General features: G+C 63.3%; 14 protein-coding genes. 7 read left to right on the plus strand and 7 right to left on the minus strand.

The genetic code is table 11. The annotated features are described in order from the left end of the window. From A2J03_RS07775 to A2J03_RS07790, 4 genes are all read left to right on the plus strand, one after another. Positions 1-873: ABC transporter permease (locus A2J03_RS07775; protein ID WP_331712361.1), on the plus strand; the 873-nt coding region annotated here is incomplete at its 5' end. After that, entirely contained in the window at positions 863-1,105 is a 243-nt protein-coding gene (locus A2J03_RS07780) for a helix-turn-helix transcriptional regulator (protein WP_068371706.1), read from the plus strand. The genes A2J03_RS07775 and A2J03_RS07780, both read left to right, overlap by 11 nt. 29 nt (positions 1,106-1,134) lie before the next feature. Further along, positions 1,135-1,824: a TetR/AcrR family transcriptional regulator gene (locus tag A2J03_RS07785; protein WP_068371709.1), complete on the plus strand. Its 690-nt coding sequence runs from the start codon at positions 1,135-1,137 to the stop codon at positions 1,822-1,824. A 63-nt stretch (positions 1,825-1,887) separates the two neighbouring features. Continuing rightward, positions 1,888-2,496: a YqgE/AlgH family protein gene (locus A2J03_RS07790; protein WP_068371712.1), complete on the plus strand. Its 609-nt coding sequence runs from the start codon at positions 1,888-1,890 to the stop codon at positions 2,494-2,496. Between the two features lie 121 nt (positions 2,497-2,617). On the opposite strand, the gene A2J03_RS07795 is transcribed toward A2J03_RS07790, so the two are convergent. Further along, on the minus strand, positions 2,618-3,997 hold the full coding sequence (locus A2J03_RS07795) for a glutamate decarboxylase (RefSeq protein ID WP_068371715.1): 1,380 nt from the start codon (positions 3,995-3,997) through the stop codon (positions 2,618-2,620). 436 nt (positions 3,998-4,433) lie between these two features. Between A2J03_RS07795 and A2J03_RS07800 the strand changes: the two genes are divergently transcribed. Continuing rightward, positions 4,434-5,618 (plus strand): esterase/lipase family protein, encoded by a 1,185-nt coding sequence (locus A2J03_RS07800; RefSeq protein ID WP_068371718.1) that lies wholly within the window; start codon positions 4,434-4,436, stop codon positions 5,616-5,618. A 72-nt stretch (positions 5,619-5,690) separates the two neighbouring features. On the opposite strand, the gene A2J03_RS07805 is transcribed toward A2J03_RS07800, so the two are convergent. The 3 genes from A2J03_RS07805 to A2J03_RS07815 form a co-directional block, all read right to left on the minus strand. After that, on the minus strand, positions 5,691-6,854 hold the full coding sequence (locus tag A2J03_RS07805; RefSeq protein ID WP_231912415.1) for a GGDEF domain-containing protein: 1,164 nt from the start codon (positions 6,852-6,854) through the stop codon (positions 5,691-5,693). Between the two features lie 74 nt (positions 6,855-6,928). Continuing rightward, positions 6,929-7,885, minus strand: coding sequence for a DUF1648 domain-containing protein (locus A2J03_RS07810; RefSeq protein ID WP_068371725.1), 957 nt, complete (start codon positions 7,883-7,885; stop codon positions 6,929-6,931). Between the two features lie 8 nt (positions 7,886-7,893). After that, positions 7,894-8,295 carry an SdpI family protein gene (locus A2J03_RS07815; RefSeq protein ID WP_068371729.1) on the minus strand — a complete coding sequence of 134 codons (402 nt, stop codon included), beginning with the start codon at positions 8,293-8,295 and terminating at the stop codon, positions 7,894-7,896. A gap of 70 nt (positions 8,296-8,365) precedes the next feature. Between A2J03_RS07815 and leuS the strand changes: the two genes are divergently transcribed. Together leuS and A2J03_RS07825 are read left to right on the plus strand one after the other, a co-directional pair. Next, complete coding sequence (gene leuS, locus A2J03_RS07820; RefSeq protein WP_068371732.1) at positions 8,366-11,188, plus strand: leucine--tRNA ligase; 2,823 nt, start codon at positions 8,366-8,368, stop codon at positions 11,186-11,188. Between the two features lie 149 nt (positions 11,189-11,337). Next, entirely contained in the window at positions 11,338-12,606 is a 1,269-nt protein-coding gene (locus tag A2J03_RS07825) for a lipase family protein (RefSeq protein ID WP_068371735.1), read from the plus strand. Positions 12,607-12,617: 11 nt separating this feature from the next. On the opposite strand, the gene A2J03_RS07830 is transcribed toward A2J03_RS07825, so the two are convergent. The 3 genes from A2J03_RS07830 to A2J03_RS07840 form a co-directional block, all read right to left on the minus strand. Next, positions 12,618-13,304 (minus strand): thioesterase domain-containing protein, encoded by a 687-nt coding sequence (locus A2J03_RS07830; protein WP_068371738.1) that lies wholly within the window; start codon positions 13,302-13,304, stop codon positions 12,618-12,620. Positions 13,305-13,483: 179 nt separating this feature from the next. Continuing rightward, positions 13,484-14,713 carry a glutaminase gene (locus tag A2J03_RS07835; RefSeq protein ID WP_068371741.1) on the minus strand — a complete coding sequence of 410 codons (1,230 nt, stop codon included), beginning with the start codon at positions 14,711-14,713 and terminating at the stop codon, positions 13,484-13,486. 40 nt (positions 14,714-14,753) lie between these two features. Then, positions 14,754-15,458: a TetR/AcrR family transcriptional regulator gene (locus A2J03_RS07840; protein WP_068371825.1), complete on the minus strand. Its 705-nt coding sequence runs from the start codon at positions 15,456-15,458 to the stop codon at positions 14,754-14,756. Between the last annotated feature and the right edge of the window lie 4 nt (positions 15,459-15,462).

Genomic DNA, 15,462 nt, shown 5'->3' on the forward strand with positions numbered 1-15,462 from the left:
CACAATGGAAGCGGTGACTCGATGAGCGCGAAAGGAGTAGCTGTACGAGCAGGGTTGCGGCGCACCCGTATAGAGCTCCGCCAGATGTTCACCGATCCGCAGGGTCTGGCCGCGCTGTTCCTCTTCCCGGCATTGATCATGGTCGCGTTGTTCTTCATGCGTAACGGGACTTTTCAGTCGACCGGTTACGGACTTGCGGTGCTGGCGTTGCCCGGTGTCATGGGTACCATCGTGTTCTTCAACGGTGTGTACACCATCGGTGAGAGCTTCGTGCTCGACCGCGAGGATGGAACACTGTTGCGTGCCAAAGCAACTCCGAACGGAATGATCGGATACTTCATCGGGCGCATCGGCACCAACGCCACTGCCGTCCTGGTTCAGGGGATGGCCGTACTGGGTGCTGGGGCGATCATTGTCGGTGGTGTCTCCTTGGACAGTGCACGATCGTGGATCGTCCTCGTGTGGGTTCTGGTACTGGGACTATTGGCGACGTTGCCGCTCGGTGCGTTGCTCGGGGCAGTCGTGGGCACCGCGCGTGGTCTGTTCTTCGTGACGATGCCGCTGATGTTGGTCGTCGGAGTCTCGGGGATCTTCTATCCGATCACCGCGCTCCCGGGGTGGTTGCAGAGCATTGCTCAAGTTCTGCCGTGCTACTGGCTCGGACTTGGTTTGCGATCGGCATTGCTGCCCGCGGACGCGGTCGCCATCGAAATCGGCCAGTCGTGGCGCCATCTGGAGACGGCGGGTGTGCTCGGGGCATGGGCCGTCGTCGGACTCGTGTTGGCACCGATAGTGTTGGGACGCATGGCCAGAAACGAATCCGGTAGCAAGATGGACGAGCGACGAGACAAGGCCCTCGCACGTGCCTACTGAAGTTATCTACAACCGCATCGCGATGCTGCGCGCCGAGCGCGGGATCTCGAGGCGGGAGTTGGCCGACGCCCTCGGTGTGCACTACCAGACCGTCGGCTACCTCGAGCGCGGTGAATACAGCCCGAGCCTCCATCTCGCGCTGCGGATTGCGGCGTACTTCGAGGTGTCGGTCGAAGTGATCTTCTCGATCGACCCCTTCGCGAGGATCGGGTCCAAGGAGTCCTCTGCCTGACGCGTGGTCCCGCCGATACTGTGTTATCTATGACGACCACCCCCCGTGCGCGCGCCAGGGCGCAGACGCTGGCCGACATCACGCGTATCGGTCGCGATCATCTCGCCGCGGACGGTGCAGCTGCGCTGTCCCTGCGGGCGGTGGCGCGTGATCTCTGTGTCGTGTCCTCGGCGGTGTACCGCTACGTCAAGAGTCGGGACGAGCTGCTGACCCTCCTCGTCGTCGACGCCTACACCGAACTGGGTGACGCGGTCGACGCCCTGGTCGACGCGGCCGAGAGCCCGGTCGAGAAATTCCTGGCCCTGGGTCGTGCCGTTCGAAGTTGGGGGCTGAGGGAACCGGCGCGATATGCGTTGCTGTTCGGAAGCCCGGTTCCCGGGTATCACGCGCCGGCCGAGCAGACGACCGGGCCGGGCACGCGAGTCGTTGTCAAGCTCGTGTCGATCTTCGATGACGCCTCCCGGTCGGGGCGACTGGTCGATAGACCGTCACCGTCGTCGCTCGCGTCCTTGCACGGCAGCTTCACCGAGATTCGTAACGAATTGGGAACGGAATTGCCCGACGACGCGATTGCCCGCGGAGTGTCGGTGTGGGCGTCGCTGTTCGGGGCGGTGAGCTTCGACGTCTTCGACCAATACGGCGCGGATACCTTCAGCAGCCGAGACGAGCTGTTCGAGTACCAATTGGCATGTCTGATCGAACTCGCAGGGTTGGAGTGACACCTATGAACTCGTGCGATTCCTTACGTCACATCCGCTTGTGCGCGGTGCCACAATGTTCCCATGGCGGCGCACGCGGAAGAACCTGAAGACCAGACGGCATCCGTCGACCAGGGGGTACGGCCAGGGAGCCTGCTGGTGTCGTCGATCGAGCTCGTGGAACCGACGTCCAGACGTACCGTCATCTACATCATCGAGCACAACGACGCAGGCAGCCTCGGTGTCGTCATCAATCGGCCGAGCGAGACCGCGATCGTGAACGTTCTGCCGAAGTGGGCGGACCTCGCCGCACGACCGAAGGCTCTTTTCGTCGGCGGCCCCGTGAAGCGCGACTCGGCGCTATGCCTGGCGACCGTTCGCACCGGCGTCGACGTCGAAGGATTTCCGGGGGTGCGGCGCGTCGACGGGCGTGTGGTCATGGTCGATCTGGATTCCGACCCAGCCGAAATCGCACCGCTCGTCGAAGGTGTCCGAATCTTCGCCGGCTATTCGGGCTGGACGCTCGGTCAACTCGAGGGCGAACTCGAACGAGACGACTGGATGGTGGTGTCTGCTCTCGCGTCCGACGTCATCGGGCCGCCGAAGATAGATCTGTGGGCACATGTTCTGCGGCGCCAGCCGATGCCGCTGGCGATGCTCGCGTCGCATCCGATCGATGTCGAACGGAACTGATGGGCCTCTGCCCCGTGCTGAGGGGGCTCCGCCCCAGTGGCACGAATGAGTGCGCCCCAGGACACTTAACCGCGCCACTGCGGCGGAGCCGCATCTGACCGCGCACTGCGGCGGAGCCGCATCAATGCGCGAAATGCGTCCTCGCCGGATGTCCCTTCCCCGCGGCTGCCGCATCGAGTTGGTCGATCACCTCGCCGATTGCGATGCACAGCAACCGTCCCAAGTCTGCGCTGAAACCCTCGCGCACGACGATGCGGAGCACGGCGACGTCCGTTGCATTGTCGGGCATCGTGTACGCCGGTACCTGCCAGCCGCGGGCTCGCAGTTCGTGAGAGACGTCGAACACCGTGTAGTGCTGCTTGCCGGTCAACTCGAACGAGATCACCGGGATCGCGCTGCCATCGGTGATGACATGGAATGCCGGGTGTTCGTCCAGATGACCGCTCACCCGAACTGCTGTGTCGCGCAACGCGTTCATGATATCGGTGTAACCGGATCGGCCGAGGCGAAGGAAATTGTAGTACTGCCCGATCACCTGATTTCCGGGCCGCGAGAAGTTCAGTGTGAACGTCGGCATGTCTCCGCCGAGGTAGTTGACCCGGAACACCAGATCCTCGGGTAGATCCTCAGGAGCACGCCATACCGCGAAACCGATTCCCGGATAGGTCAATCCGTACTTGTGACCGCTCGCGTTGATCGATTTCACCCGCGGAAGCCGGAAGTCCCACTCGAGGTGCGGATGCAGGAACGGTACGACGAATCCACCGCTGGCCGCGTCGACGTGAACGGGAATGTCGGGGCCGCCGCCGGCCGCAAGCGAGTCGAGCATGTCGCAGATCTCCGAGACCGGCTCCAGCTCCCCGGTGAACGTGGTGCCGAGGATCGCGACGACGCCGATGGTGTTCTCGTCGACGGCTCCCCGAACCTGATCGGGGGTGATGACGTACCGGCCCGGTTCCATCGGCAAGTACTTCGGCTCGACGTCGAAGTAGCGGCAGAACTTCTCCCAGACGACCTGAACATTGCTTCCCAGAACGAGATTCGGGCGAGTGGTGTCGGCGTCACCGCGTCGTGCTCGCCACCGCCACTTGAGAGCAAGTCCTGCCAGCATCACCGCTTCGCTCGAACCGATCGTGGACACACCCGTCGCGCTGCCCGGATCTTCGGGGTCGAGTCCCGGCGCGTGGAACAGGTCGGCGACCATGTTGACGCAGCGTTCCTCGATCGACGCCGTCGCGGGGTACTCGTCCTTGTCGATCATATTCTTGTCGAACGTTTCCGCCATCAACTTCTCGGCCTGTGGATCCATCCACGTCGTGACGAACGTGGCTAGGTTGAGGCGCGAGGAACCGTCGAGCATCAGTTCGTCGTGAATGAAGCGGTACGCCGCCTCCGGATCGAGTTGCTCGTCCGGCAGCCGGAGCGCAGGTACCGGGTTCGTCGCCAACCGACCGGTGTATGCCGCAGCGATCACTCCGCCAGGATGCTCGATTCGTGCCACGTTTCCTCCAAGGCAATAGGGGTCCCTTGGACGCTAACGTCGTATCGGAGGCGTCCGCATCATCCTTCGCAGGCGATTTCTGCGGATAGTTCACTCGGCTCACGAAATCCTTGGAGCATTCGCGCACACTGTTTGTGAGGGCCTCCAACGACGACGCAGAATGGCAGATCCTTCTCCAGAACTTGCCGAACAGCATAGGAAAACTGTTTCGGTGAACTTAGTGTTCCTTCTGGCTCGGCTGACAGCATCGACGCTGCGCCACACGCGGAAGGCAGGGTTTCCGGAGGGGAACCTCGAAGGTCGTTGTCACGACTGGCTTTTCGTGGAGGTCGCGTGTTTCGGTATGCGACGAAATCGATGCAGTAGCGGCATCTTTGCGCTCACGATTGATCGTGGTCGCGTCCTTGGATGACCACATGAAGAAAGCGAACGGCCTATGTCGATCAAGCATGCCCGATCCGGCGGCACAGCGCGGTGGACCGCGACCATCGGAGCAATATCCTGTGCACTGTTTCTCGCCGGAACCGTCACCGCCACAGCGCAGCCCGCAGTAGAGCCAGCTCCGCCGGCCACGATCACCGAGGACGGCGCGGAGGTTGTGCCGCCCGAGGGTAGCGAAGAGCAGCGGGTCAAGGCCGAGGACCAGGGCGTCGAGCGACCCAGCATCGACCAAGTCGGCCAGGCCTCCAGCACCTATGACCCGGAGAGCGAGACCTCCGGCTACGGACCGGTGTTCACCAACTTCATCGCCGGGTTCCTCTACAACGTGGTCAACCCCAACGTCGCCCCGCAGGGTGCGAACGATTGGAACTGCAAGCCCACCGCCGCGCACCCCGAACCGGTCGTTTTGCTGCACGGAACGTGGGAGAACGCATTCAACAACTTCTCTCGCATGTCGCCTGCACTGAAAGCAGCAGGGCACTGTGTGTTCGCGCTCAACTACGGCGACAGTGACGCCAGCGCTCTGGGCCACGTCCAGTCCGTCCGCGGAACCGGCCCAGTTACCGAGAGCGCCAAGGAAATCGCCACCTACGTCGACGCGGTCCTCGCCCGCACCGGCGCCAGCAAGGTGAACATCGTCGGTCACTCGCAGGGCGGCCTGGTCACCCGTCAGTACCTTCGCTTCGAAGGTGGAGCCAACCCTTCGGATCCGAGCCAGAACAAGGTCAACAAGGTTGTCAGCGTTGCCGGATCCAACCACGGCACCACGCTCGTCGGTATCGGCACGCTCGGCCGTACCATCAACAACCTCGGCCTGAACGTGCTCGGACTCGTCGGCGCGATCGCCGGTCCTGCCGCATCCGATCAGGTCATCGACTCACCACTGGTCAAGGCACTCGCTGTCGGTGGGGACACCGAGCCAGGCATCGACTACACCGTGCTCGGTACTCGCTACGATGAGGTCGTCACCCCGTACGACACGACGTTCCTCGCGGCCGGACCCAATGCGACGGTCAAGAACATCGTGCTCCAGGACGGCTGTGGCATCGACCTGTCCGACCATCTCTCGATCTCGGTATCGCTTCGTGCGATCGGCATCGTGAAGAATGCTCTCGACCCGGTCGGCACTCCGGCCAACGCAATTCCCTGCGCGTTCAACTCGCCGATCACCGGTGGCTGAGTAGGCGCACGAGCCTAGCAGGAGAAAGCCCGAGTCCGCCGCGATGTGCGACGGACTCGGGCTCTTCCGGTTTCACAGTTGTGTTGTTGCGGTGCGATTTCCGCCGTCGTATTTGGCGCGGTACATCATGGAGTCAGCGGCCCTTGTCGCCCTCGTGATGACGCTCGGCCCCCCGCTCCACAGGTCCGACGGGTTGGAGACGATGGCGGCACCGACGCTGACGGTGATCGGGATCGGATCGTCCGGACGGTAGAGGGAACGCCCGACTTCGTAGATCAGATCGTGTGCGTGTTCGATCGGGCCGGAGAACACGATCAGGAACTCCTCACCGCCCGTCCTGGCCACCACACCGTCGCGTTGGAAGAGCTCGCGCAGTCTCTGCGACACCGTGACGATGACGTCATCGCCGGCATCGTGTCCGAAGTAGTCGTTCACTGCCTTGAACCTGTCGATATCGACCACCACGACGACGAGCGAGTGTCCCCGCGCATGGCTACTCGATAGGAGTACGGGAGCTGCGTCGTCGACTCCACGCCTGTTGAGTAGTCCGGTGAGTGGGTCGAGAAGGGATCGTCTGGCATCGCGGCCGATTGCCGTCCACGCGATGTGAGCGAGAAGGGGAATGGCCGAGTTGATCGCAAAAACTACGAGTCCGCCGGCGATGGCGGTCGGGTTATCCTCCACGCTCCACAGGCACGCCCGCACCGTGGTAATGGAGATGATGACGGCGCACCAGGCGAGGTGGGCGAGCAGCCATCGTTGACTCAGAAAGTAGGTGCACAACGCGCCGGTGACGACGAACAGACCGGAACCGATGAGTCCGCCGAAGGGTTCGTACAGCACAAGCACCGATGCGAGCCCGACATCGCCGAAGATTGCGAACGCGATGAAGTCTCGGCGGGTAGGCAGCGGACCGAAGAACCATCGCAGCGCGACGGCCAACTGGAGCGTCAGGACAAGTCCGACCCACGCCTGGGCCAACATGCTTTGTGGACCCCGCGAACTGAACAACATGAGAATCGATGCTGCGGCGAACAACAGCGTTGCTGCACCGAAGACATTCTGGATGGAGCGGTGCAGTCCACGGGTCGATCGATGCTTGATGATCCACTCGTAGTCGAACGGTTGCTCGTACCACTCTTGCAGTGCCGTCCACACGGTGTCGGTAGATGGTCGCCGGTGACTGGCGCTCTGTCCCTGTCGCCTGCCCACCGGTGGTCCTATGTCGTTCGTCATGGCCTCCGGTCACTACCCCTGTGTCGGTTCAGCCTAACCAGAAAAAGCGACAGTTAGTTTTGTTTTCGGACGATTCAGCGCTGTGAACAGAGCGTGTTGAGGGTGCCGGCTATGTGTTCTGCGTTGGCTGTCGTGATCGTCAATCTCTGTCCGTTGGCGAATGTCACGAACACCGCCGGACCTTTGGTTGTCGCGACTGCATAATTCCCACGACCTTTGGAGCGTAAACCCCATCCGCCGAAGTCCGAGAACGGATCCACCTCGCGTACGGACGCACCGGTGATCTCACCGATCGAATAGTCGAACGCGGACATCCCGAGGCTGCGAACGTGTAGTCCGGCTCGGTCGACGATCAGCTCGTAGCGCATCAGTGACACAGTCAGGATCGCGAGCGGCGCGAAAATGGCCACCGGCCACCAGGATTCCGACAACCAGCAGGTCAAGGCTGCAGCCGCTGCGGTGATCGAGAACAGGATCGTGAGTGCGACCCTGCCGGCTCCCAGAGGTTCGACGATGGGGAGATCCAGGTTCGCTGCTCTGGGCAGGGACGCCGGTGGCGGGGAGTCGGCATCGGTGCGCTCGCGGTAGTCGCGGAGCAGGGATGCTCCGAGGAGCCCCACTGAGAAGCCCACCAGGGTGCCGACGCCTAGCGCCCACCCTGGCACTTCCACGTTGTCCACCGCGGTCAAGTCGAGTTGTCTTTCGAGGATGGCCAACTGAAGGACGGTGATCAGCCCGACGACGGTGAGGCCGATCATCAGCATCGTCCGACGCATGATGAGCAGGCCGTGGGCGAGCGCTGCCAGTGCGCTGCACCCGCCGCCGACGAGCACGATGACGATCGCGAGGGTCCACGCACTCGTGTTGGGGCTCATGAAGCCATCGGGCTGGGTGCCGGACCAGTGCGTTGCAATCTGCTCGGGAAGTCTGGACTTCCAGAGCTCGACCGCGATCAGCCCCAGTGCCGCAGCAGCAATCGGAACGACGACGCCGAAAACTACGCCTGCCGGGTCGAATGTCCGCTGCTTCATGATCTACGTCAGCTTGGGGCGCACGCGTCCTTGAGGCTGCAGGAAATACAGGAGTGGCCGCATCCGCCGGTCTCCGGGACGGGTGCTGCAGCGGCGGCACGGGCGCCGATCGAGCCTCCGACACCTGCGGTCACGAATGCGGCGATCAGGCACGCAACGACTGCGACGACGGCAAATGCTCCGGTCAGCAGCACGGCAGCGGCGCCGCCGATGAAGAGGAGTAGGGCGGCGGCGGCGTTGGTGGGGCCGGCGACACGATTGGCCATGACGAACGTCTCGTCGTCGCGCATCGACTCGGTTGTCCGGACGCCTGCCCAGCGGTTACGTGGCAGTTTGCCTGCCAGGCTCGCAGCGGCTACCAGGCCGACGACGAGGGCAAGCACGAACAACAGTATCGACACGACGATCACGGTAGGTAAGGATACGTCGACTACAGGCCGCGGTACCAGGCGCCCCAGCTCACGCTTTAGGCTGGTAGGTGTGACCGATCCAGTCGAAACGCCTTCCGAGTCCGTCCCCGAGCATCGCTACACCGCGGATGTGGCAGGGCGGATCGAGCAGCAGTGGCAAGACCTGTGGGATGAGCAGGGGATTTTCGACGCCCCCAACCCGGTTGGATCGCTTGCCGGTGAGGTTCCGGGGGACAAGCTCTTCGTCCAGGACATGTTCCCGTATCCGTCGGGCAGTGGCCTGCATGTCGGGCATCCACTGGGATACATCGCGACGGACGTCTTCGCGCGCTTCCACCGCATGCACGGTCGCAATGTCCTGCACGCGCTCGGTTACGACGCGTTCGGACTACCCGCGGAGCAGTACGCCGTGCAGACAGGAACACACCCTCGCAGCACCACCGAGGCCAACATCGCGAACATGCGCCGCCAGTTGCGGCGATTGGGTCTCGGGCACGATCGGCGACGGTCGCTGGCGACGACGGATGTCGACTTCTACCACTGGACGCAGTGGATCTTCCTGCAGATCTTCAACGCCTGGTACGACGTCGACCAGGCCAAGGCACGCCCGATCTCGGAGCTGGAAGCAGAGTTCTCCTCGGGAGAGCGCGCGCTGGACGACGGACGTGACTGGACTTCTTTGACGGCGTCCGAGCGCGCCGGCGTGCTGGACTCCTACCGTTTGGTCTACGAATCCAACTCGATGGTGAACTGGTGCCCCGGGCTGGGCACCGTTCTCGCGAACGAGGAAGTTACTGCCGACGGACGCAGTGATCGAGGAAACTTCCCGGTCTTTCGAAAGAATTTGCGGCAGTGGATGATGCGCATCACCGCGTACTCGGACCGCCTGATCGACGACCTCGAGTACCTGGACTGGCCGGAGAAGGTCAAGACCATGCAGCGCAACTGGATCGGGCGATCCCGCGGCGCGCAGGTCTCGTTCTCCGGGATCGAGGTGTTCACCACTCGTCCGGACACACTGTTCGGTGCCAGCTACGTCGTTCTCGCCCCCGAGCACGATTCGGTCGACGGGTTGGTGGCGTCCGAGTGGCCCAGCGGGGTGTCGGACGAGTGGACCGGCGGCGCTGCAACCCCCGCGGAAGCCATTGCGGCGTACCGCGCGTCGATTGCGGCGAAGTCCGACCTCGAACGCCAGGAGAACAAGGAGAAGACCGGCGTCTTCACCGGCTCCTACGCTGAGAATCCAGTCAACGGCGAACAGGTACCGGTGTTCATCGCCGACTACGTGCTGACCGGCTACGGCACGGGCGCAATCATGGCGGTGCCAGGCCATGACCAGCGTGACTGGGAGTTCGCGACGAAGTTCGGCCTGCCTGTTCGTGAAGTCATCGCCGGCGGTGACGTCACTGGCGCTGCGTACACCGGCGAGGGATTGCTGGTGAATTCCGGCTTCCTGGACGGACTTTCGGTCGAGGATGCGAAAGCCTCCGTGATTGCTCACTTGGAGAAGGACGGCAAGGGCCGCGGAACGATTCAGTACAAGTTGCGCGACTGGCTGTTCGCGCGTCAGCGCTACTGGGGCGAGCCGTTCCCGATCGTCTACGACTCCGATGGCAACGCACACGCCCTTCCGGATTCGGTGCTGCCAGTAGAGCTTCCCGAGGTCGAGGACTATGCACCGGTCTCCTTCGACCCCGATGACGCAAGTTCGGAGCCGTCGCCGCCCCTGGCCAAGGCGTCGGATTGGGTGAACGTCGAACTCGATCTGGGCGACGGGCTGCAGACCTACCGCCGCGACACCAACGTCATGCCGCAGTGGGCAGGCAGTTCGTGGTATCAGCTGCGCTACATCGACCCCACCAACTCGGAGACCTTCGCCGATCCGGAGAACGAGAAGTATTGGGTCGGACCACGCCCGGAGATCCACGGGCCGAACGACCCTGGCGGTGTCGACCTCTACGTCGGTGGCGTCGAACATGCCGTATTGCATCTGCTGTACTCGCGGTTCTGGCACAAGGTGCTGTTCGATCTCGGCCACGTCAGCTCGAGCGAGCCCTACCGTCGCCTGTACAACCAGGGCTACATCCAGGCGTATGCCTTCACCGATGCGCGCGGGGTCTACGTTCCCGCCGACGAAGTGGAAGAGCGCGACGGCGGCTACTTCTATCAGGGTGAACCCGTCAATCGTGAGTACGGGAAAATGGGCAAGAGCCTGAAGAACTCCGTCTCCCCCGACGACATCTTCGCCGAGTACGGTGCCGACACACTGCGTGTTTACGAGATGTCCATGGGCCCGCTCGACACCTCACGCCCCTGGGCGACGAAGGACGTCGTGGGCGCGCAGCGGTTCCTGCAGCGCGTGTGGCGGCTGGTGCTCGACGAGGAGACCGGCGCCGTTCGCGTCACCGACGAGAAGCCGACCGAGGACACTCTGCGCGTACTCAACCGTGTGATCGACGGCGTGGAAGCGGATTACACTGCGCTGCGAGACAATACGGCCGGGGCCAAGCTCATCGAGCTGACCAATCACCTCACCAAGGCATACCCGGACGGCGCGCCTCGCGGCGTGGTCGAGCCGCTGGTACTCATGCTCGCTCCGATGGCACCGCACCTGTCGGAGGAGCTGTGGCGTCAGCTCGGTCACGACCGGTCGCTCGCCCACGGGCCGTTCCCGCGGGTCGACGCCAAGTGGCTCGTCGCCGACACCGTCGACTATCCGATACAGGTCAACGGCAAGGTGCGCAGCCGCATCACCGTGCCCGCGGATTCCTCGGTCGGTGACGTCGAGAAGGTCGCGTTGGCCGAGGAGAAGATCGTGGCCCTGCTCGAGGGCAAGGCGCCGACCAAGGTCATCGTCATTCCGGGCCGGATGGTCAACATCGTCCTGAAGTAGCCGACCGCCGTCGAATTCGCACTTGTGCAGGTGAACGGCCGCATTTCGGCTGCACAAGTGCGAACTCGCGGAGACCGAACCCATCCTTGGAGGATGAGACTCGGACATTCGGCTTCTCCCACGGGGCGTCGTGCGCTTTAATCTGTGCCATGTCACAGATCGGTAAAGGCTTTGTTGTGCGGTTGGTTACGCTGATCGCATTGGTGGTCGGTTCGAGCGCGTATGTCGCCCAGGCAGACCCGGGTCCAGGCTCTCCGATCCCCGCGAACGATCCGTTCTACAGCTACGACGGCTCCCTCGACGTGGCTCCGGGAACCGTACTGCGGACCCGACCCATGACCTTCGCGACGCCGAATCTGACCACGCCCATCAAGGGCGAGCAAGTGCTGTACCGGACCACCGACCAGCAGGGCGACAGCGTCGTGACCGTCGCAACGGTATTGCGGCCGCTGATCCCCGGGCCGACGAAAATCGTCTCGTACCACATGGCCTACGACGCGCTCGGCTCTCAGTGCGACCCGTCGTACACCTTGAGCGGCGGCGCGACCAGCCAGATCGCCAGCGCCGAACAAACCGTCATCGCCGGCTACCTCGCCGCCGGATACACCGTGGTCGCACCGGACTACGAGGGCGAAGAGCTGGAGTGGACGGTCGGACGCCAATCCGGATACGCCGCCCTCGACGGCGTCCGGGCTGCGGAGGCGTTTCTCGGGCTCCCGTCCTCGACTCCGGTGGGGCTGATCGGCTACTCGGGTGGATCCGTACCGACGCAGTGGGGTGCCGAGGTAGCGCCGCGCTACGCACCTGAGTTGAACATCGTCGGCGTCGCGGCAGGTGGTGTGCCCGTCGACTTTGCGCACAACCTCCCGTACGTCAGTGGCAGCCCCAAATGGGCAGGGGTCATTCCGGCACTCATCGTCGCCTATCAGCGTGCGTACGGTCTGGACACGAGCGAGTTCGTCTCGGACTACGGCCTACAGGTGATGGATCAGGTCGACCAGGAGTGCATCGCCCAGTTCGCCGACGACTACCCCACTCTCACCGACGCCGACATGGTGAAGGCGCCGTACACCTCGCTGCTCGATGTTCCGGCGGTGGTGGAGATCATCAACGACAACATCATGGGTATATCCGGGTCACCGAGGGCTCCGCTCTTTCTGGCGGTCGGACATTCCGATCCCATCGGCGATACCGTCATGATCACCGCCGACGTCCAAGGGCTCGCGCACGAGTACTGCGGCCGCGGCGTGGACGTGCAGTATGCCCAGTACGACGGCTTGAACCACGAGCTGGCCTTTCCACCCTTCGAGGCTCAGGCTTTGCAGTTCTTGACGGAACGCTTCGCGGGCGGCCCAACGCACAGCAATTGCGCGACCATCCCGGTAGGCAACTCGCTGGCTCCCACGCCCGTCCCCTGACACACGGCGGTCTAGATGAAGCGGTTGACCAGCTCTCCGACGACAGCGAAGTCGTCGACCCGAGGCACGTTGTACTTGACTACCTCGCCACTGATGAACGGGTGCCACGCCGGCCCGCCGACGGAGTCCTCGTCGGAAACGATGAGGGCGTTGCCGACGTAGACGCCGGGGAAATGACGGTTGGCGAGGGACTCGTTGTGAGCAGCGGCAGCGAGGAGTTCCTCGGCCCGGCTTCGATCGATGTCGTCGCCCATCCTCGTGAGCATGTCGTGCGGTGCTTCGCCGTCGTGGTGCAGGGGGTCGCTGCCGAGGAGGGTAAGGCTGTTCACATAGCCGCCGCGCACCTGGAGTTCGACGGCGATGGCGTGGGCAAGTAGGCCACCGAACGACAGTCCCAGAAGGTTGATCGGACCTTCGGTGGACACCTCGCGGATCTCGTCGGCGTAGTGAGCGGCGAGGGCGGTGATCGATCCCGGACGCGCATCCACCGCGGATGCCTGCACACCGTAGACGGGACGATCGGCCCCGAGGCGTGTGGCAAGCTCGGCGTAGCAGCTGGTCAGGCCCTCGATCGGGTGGATGCAGAAGACTGGAGTCTGCGTGCCCGCGGTGTCGATGGGTACGATGGTGGGCGTCGCATAAGCGGTGACTGTGCGGTCGACGAAGGACAGCTTCGAGTAATCATTGACAACGGTCATGCTGAGCCTCCGGGGTCGAGTCTTGGTGCTGGGCGTGCGATCCGCCCGCTTGGTCTGCGCCGCGTGACGAGTATGTCGTGGCAGAAGTCGAATGTGTTACCTGCGTCACACACTCGTTATGTTCGTGGTCAAATCGAGACCTCGAATTACACTGCGGTAATTAGCTTTTCGCTCCACCCTCAGCGAACCTCCGGGTACCTACCGTCGCCGAAGTCGGGGTCCGGGAGCACACCGTCGGGATCGACGAGCACTACGGTCCGTCCGTCGAGCGCCAACCTCCTCATACCCTCGAGGACCATGCGACGACCCACGTCGCTGAGCCTGTCCACCCGACCCACATCGACTACGACGGTCGAGGTGCCGGAGTCGTCGTTCTCCAACCCGTCGAGGATGTTCTCGGCCCCGGTGAACTGGATGACGCCCTGTAGTTCGATGATCAGTTCGCCGTCGACGACGCGGATGTCCCGCAGCACCGAGGAACCGTACGGTTCGACGTCCATCAGGTGCAGGCCCATGTCGTCGGACAGCCGTTCGAAGACCTTGACTCCGCGGACGCTGTTGCCGTGGCTGTCGAGCCGGGGTGAGAAGACGCCGACCCCGGCCTGGCCGGGCAGTGCGCCCAGGAGACCACCCGAGACGCCACTCTTCGCAGGGATCCCGACGGCGGTGAGCCAGTGCCCGGCCGCGTCGTACATCCCCGAGCTCGCCATCACCGACAACGTTTGTCGTGCAACAGCTCTCGAAAGAACACGCTCCTTGGACACCGGATGAACGCCGGCATTGGCGAGCGTGGCTCCCATGACCGAGAGGTCACGCGCCGTCACGTTCACGGAACACTGCGTCGTATAGCCCTCGACCACGGCATGTGCCTCGTCGTCGAGTATTCCGTAGTTGCGCAGCATGTGTGCGATGGCCAGGTTGCGGTCCGCAGTGTCCAACTCGGACCGGCACACGGACTCGCTGACAGACAACCGGCGGCCCGCCAGTGTCGAGAAGAAGCCGAGTGCCCGTTCGACGCGCTGTTCGGTGTCGGGGCCCAACAGTGAATGCGTCGTGATCGCGCCGGCATTGATCATTGCGTTCTTCGGGCGTCGGGAATCGCCTTCGAGCGATAGCTCGTTGAACGCTTCTCCCGACGGTTCGACTCCGACAGCGCTTGCGACAGAACCGAATCCACGATCGGTGAGCGCGGCGGCATACGCGAACGGTTTCGAAATGGATTGAATGGAGAACTCGGTCTCATCGTCGCCGACGGAATGGGTGCGGCCGTCGACGGTGGTCAGCGCGATGCCGAATACGTCGGGATCGGCGTTCATCAACTCGGGTATGTAGTCCGCAACTGCACCGTCGGTGTCGTCGGCAAGGTTGTCGAGCACTTCCCGGAGATAATCGCGAACAGGTGATTTCACAGCCGCAAACCTAACATCGGCTAGGGCGGCGCCTCGGGGGTCACTCCTTGGCGAGTATCCGCTCCAGATAGTCGAGATCCTGACGCAGCATCGAGATCGCGCGTTCCGGGCCCTCGGGTACCGCAGGCGTACCGTCGTCCTGCGCGACGGTCCGCACTGCCATATCGGCAAGCTGGGTGGCCACCGTGCGAGCGTTGTCCGGATCGCCCGGTTGATGCCACCAGGCGATCCAGTTCAACATCCCGATGATGCCGAGCGCAGCGGTGCGTGGATCGACCGGCCGCATTTCCCCGGCCTCGATCCCGCGCTCGATCACTGTCACGAATTCTTTCAGCACATGCCGACGACTCTGGTGATAGGTATGCGAAAGCGACTCGGGCAGATCGGCTTCGGACCTGATGATCAGCTTGAACCGATCGGCGGTCTCCGCTTGACCGATCGCTATTGCGGTGGCCATCTTTCGTAGCTTCTCCGTGGGTCCGAGTTCGGGTCGTTCGTTGATCTCGTGCAGCACGGCTGCCGGAGTGGCGGTGCTCTCGCTGATGAGCCTGGACAACAGTTCGTCCTTGTTGGCCACGTAGTGATAGAGCGCGGGACGGGTGAGGCCGGTCGCGTCGGCGACGTCCTGGAGTGTGGTGCTGGCGAAGCCCTTCTCCGCGAACAACCGAGTCGCCTGGTCGAGAATCTGCTTCTCGACCAGTTCACGACGTGGGTTGCGCCCCCGTGGTGCGTCTTCACGTGTCATCAAC

This window comes from Rhodococcus sp. EPR-157, from assembly GCF_001647195.1.
GTDB lineage: Bacteria > Actinomycetota > Actinomycetes > Mycobacteriales > Mycobacteriaceae > Rhodococcoides.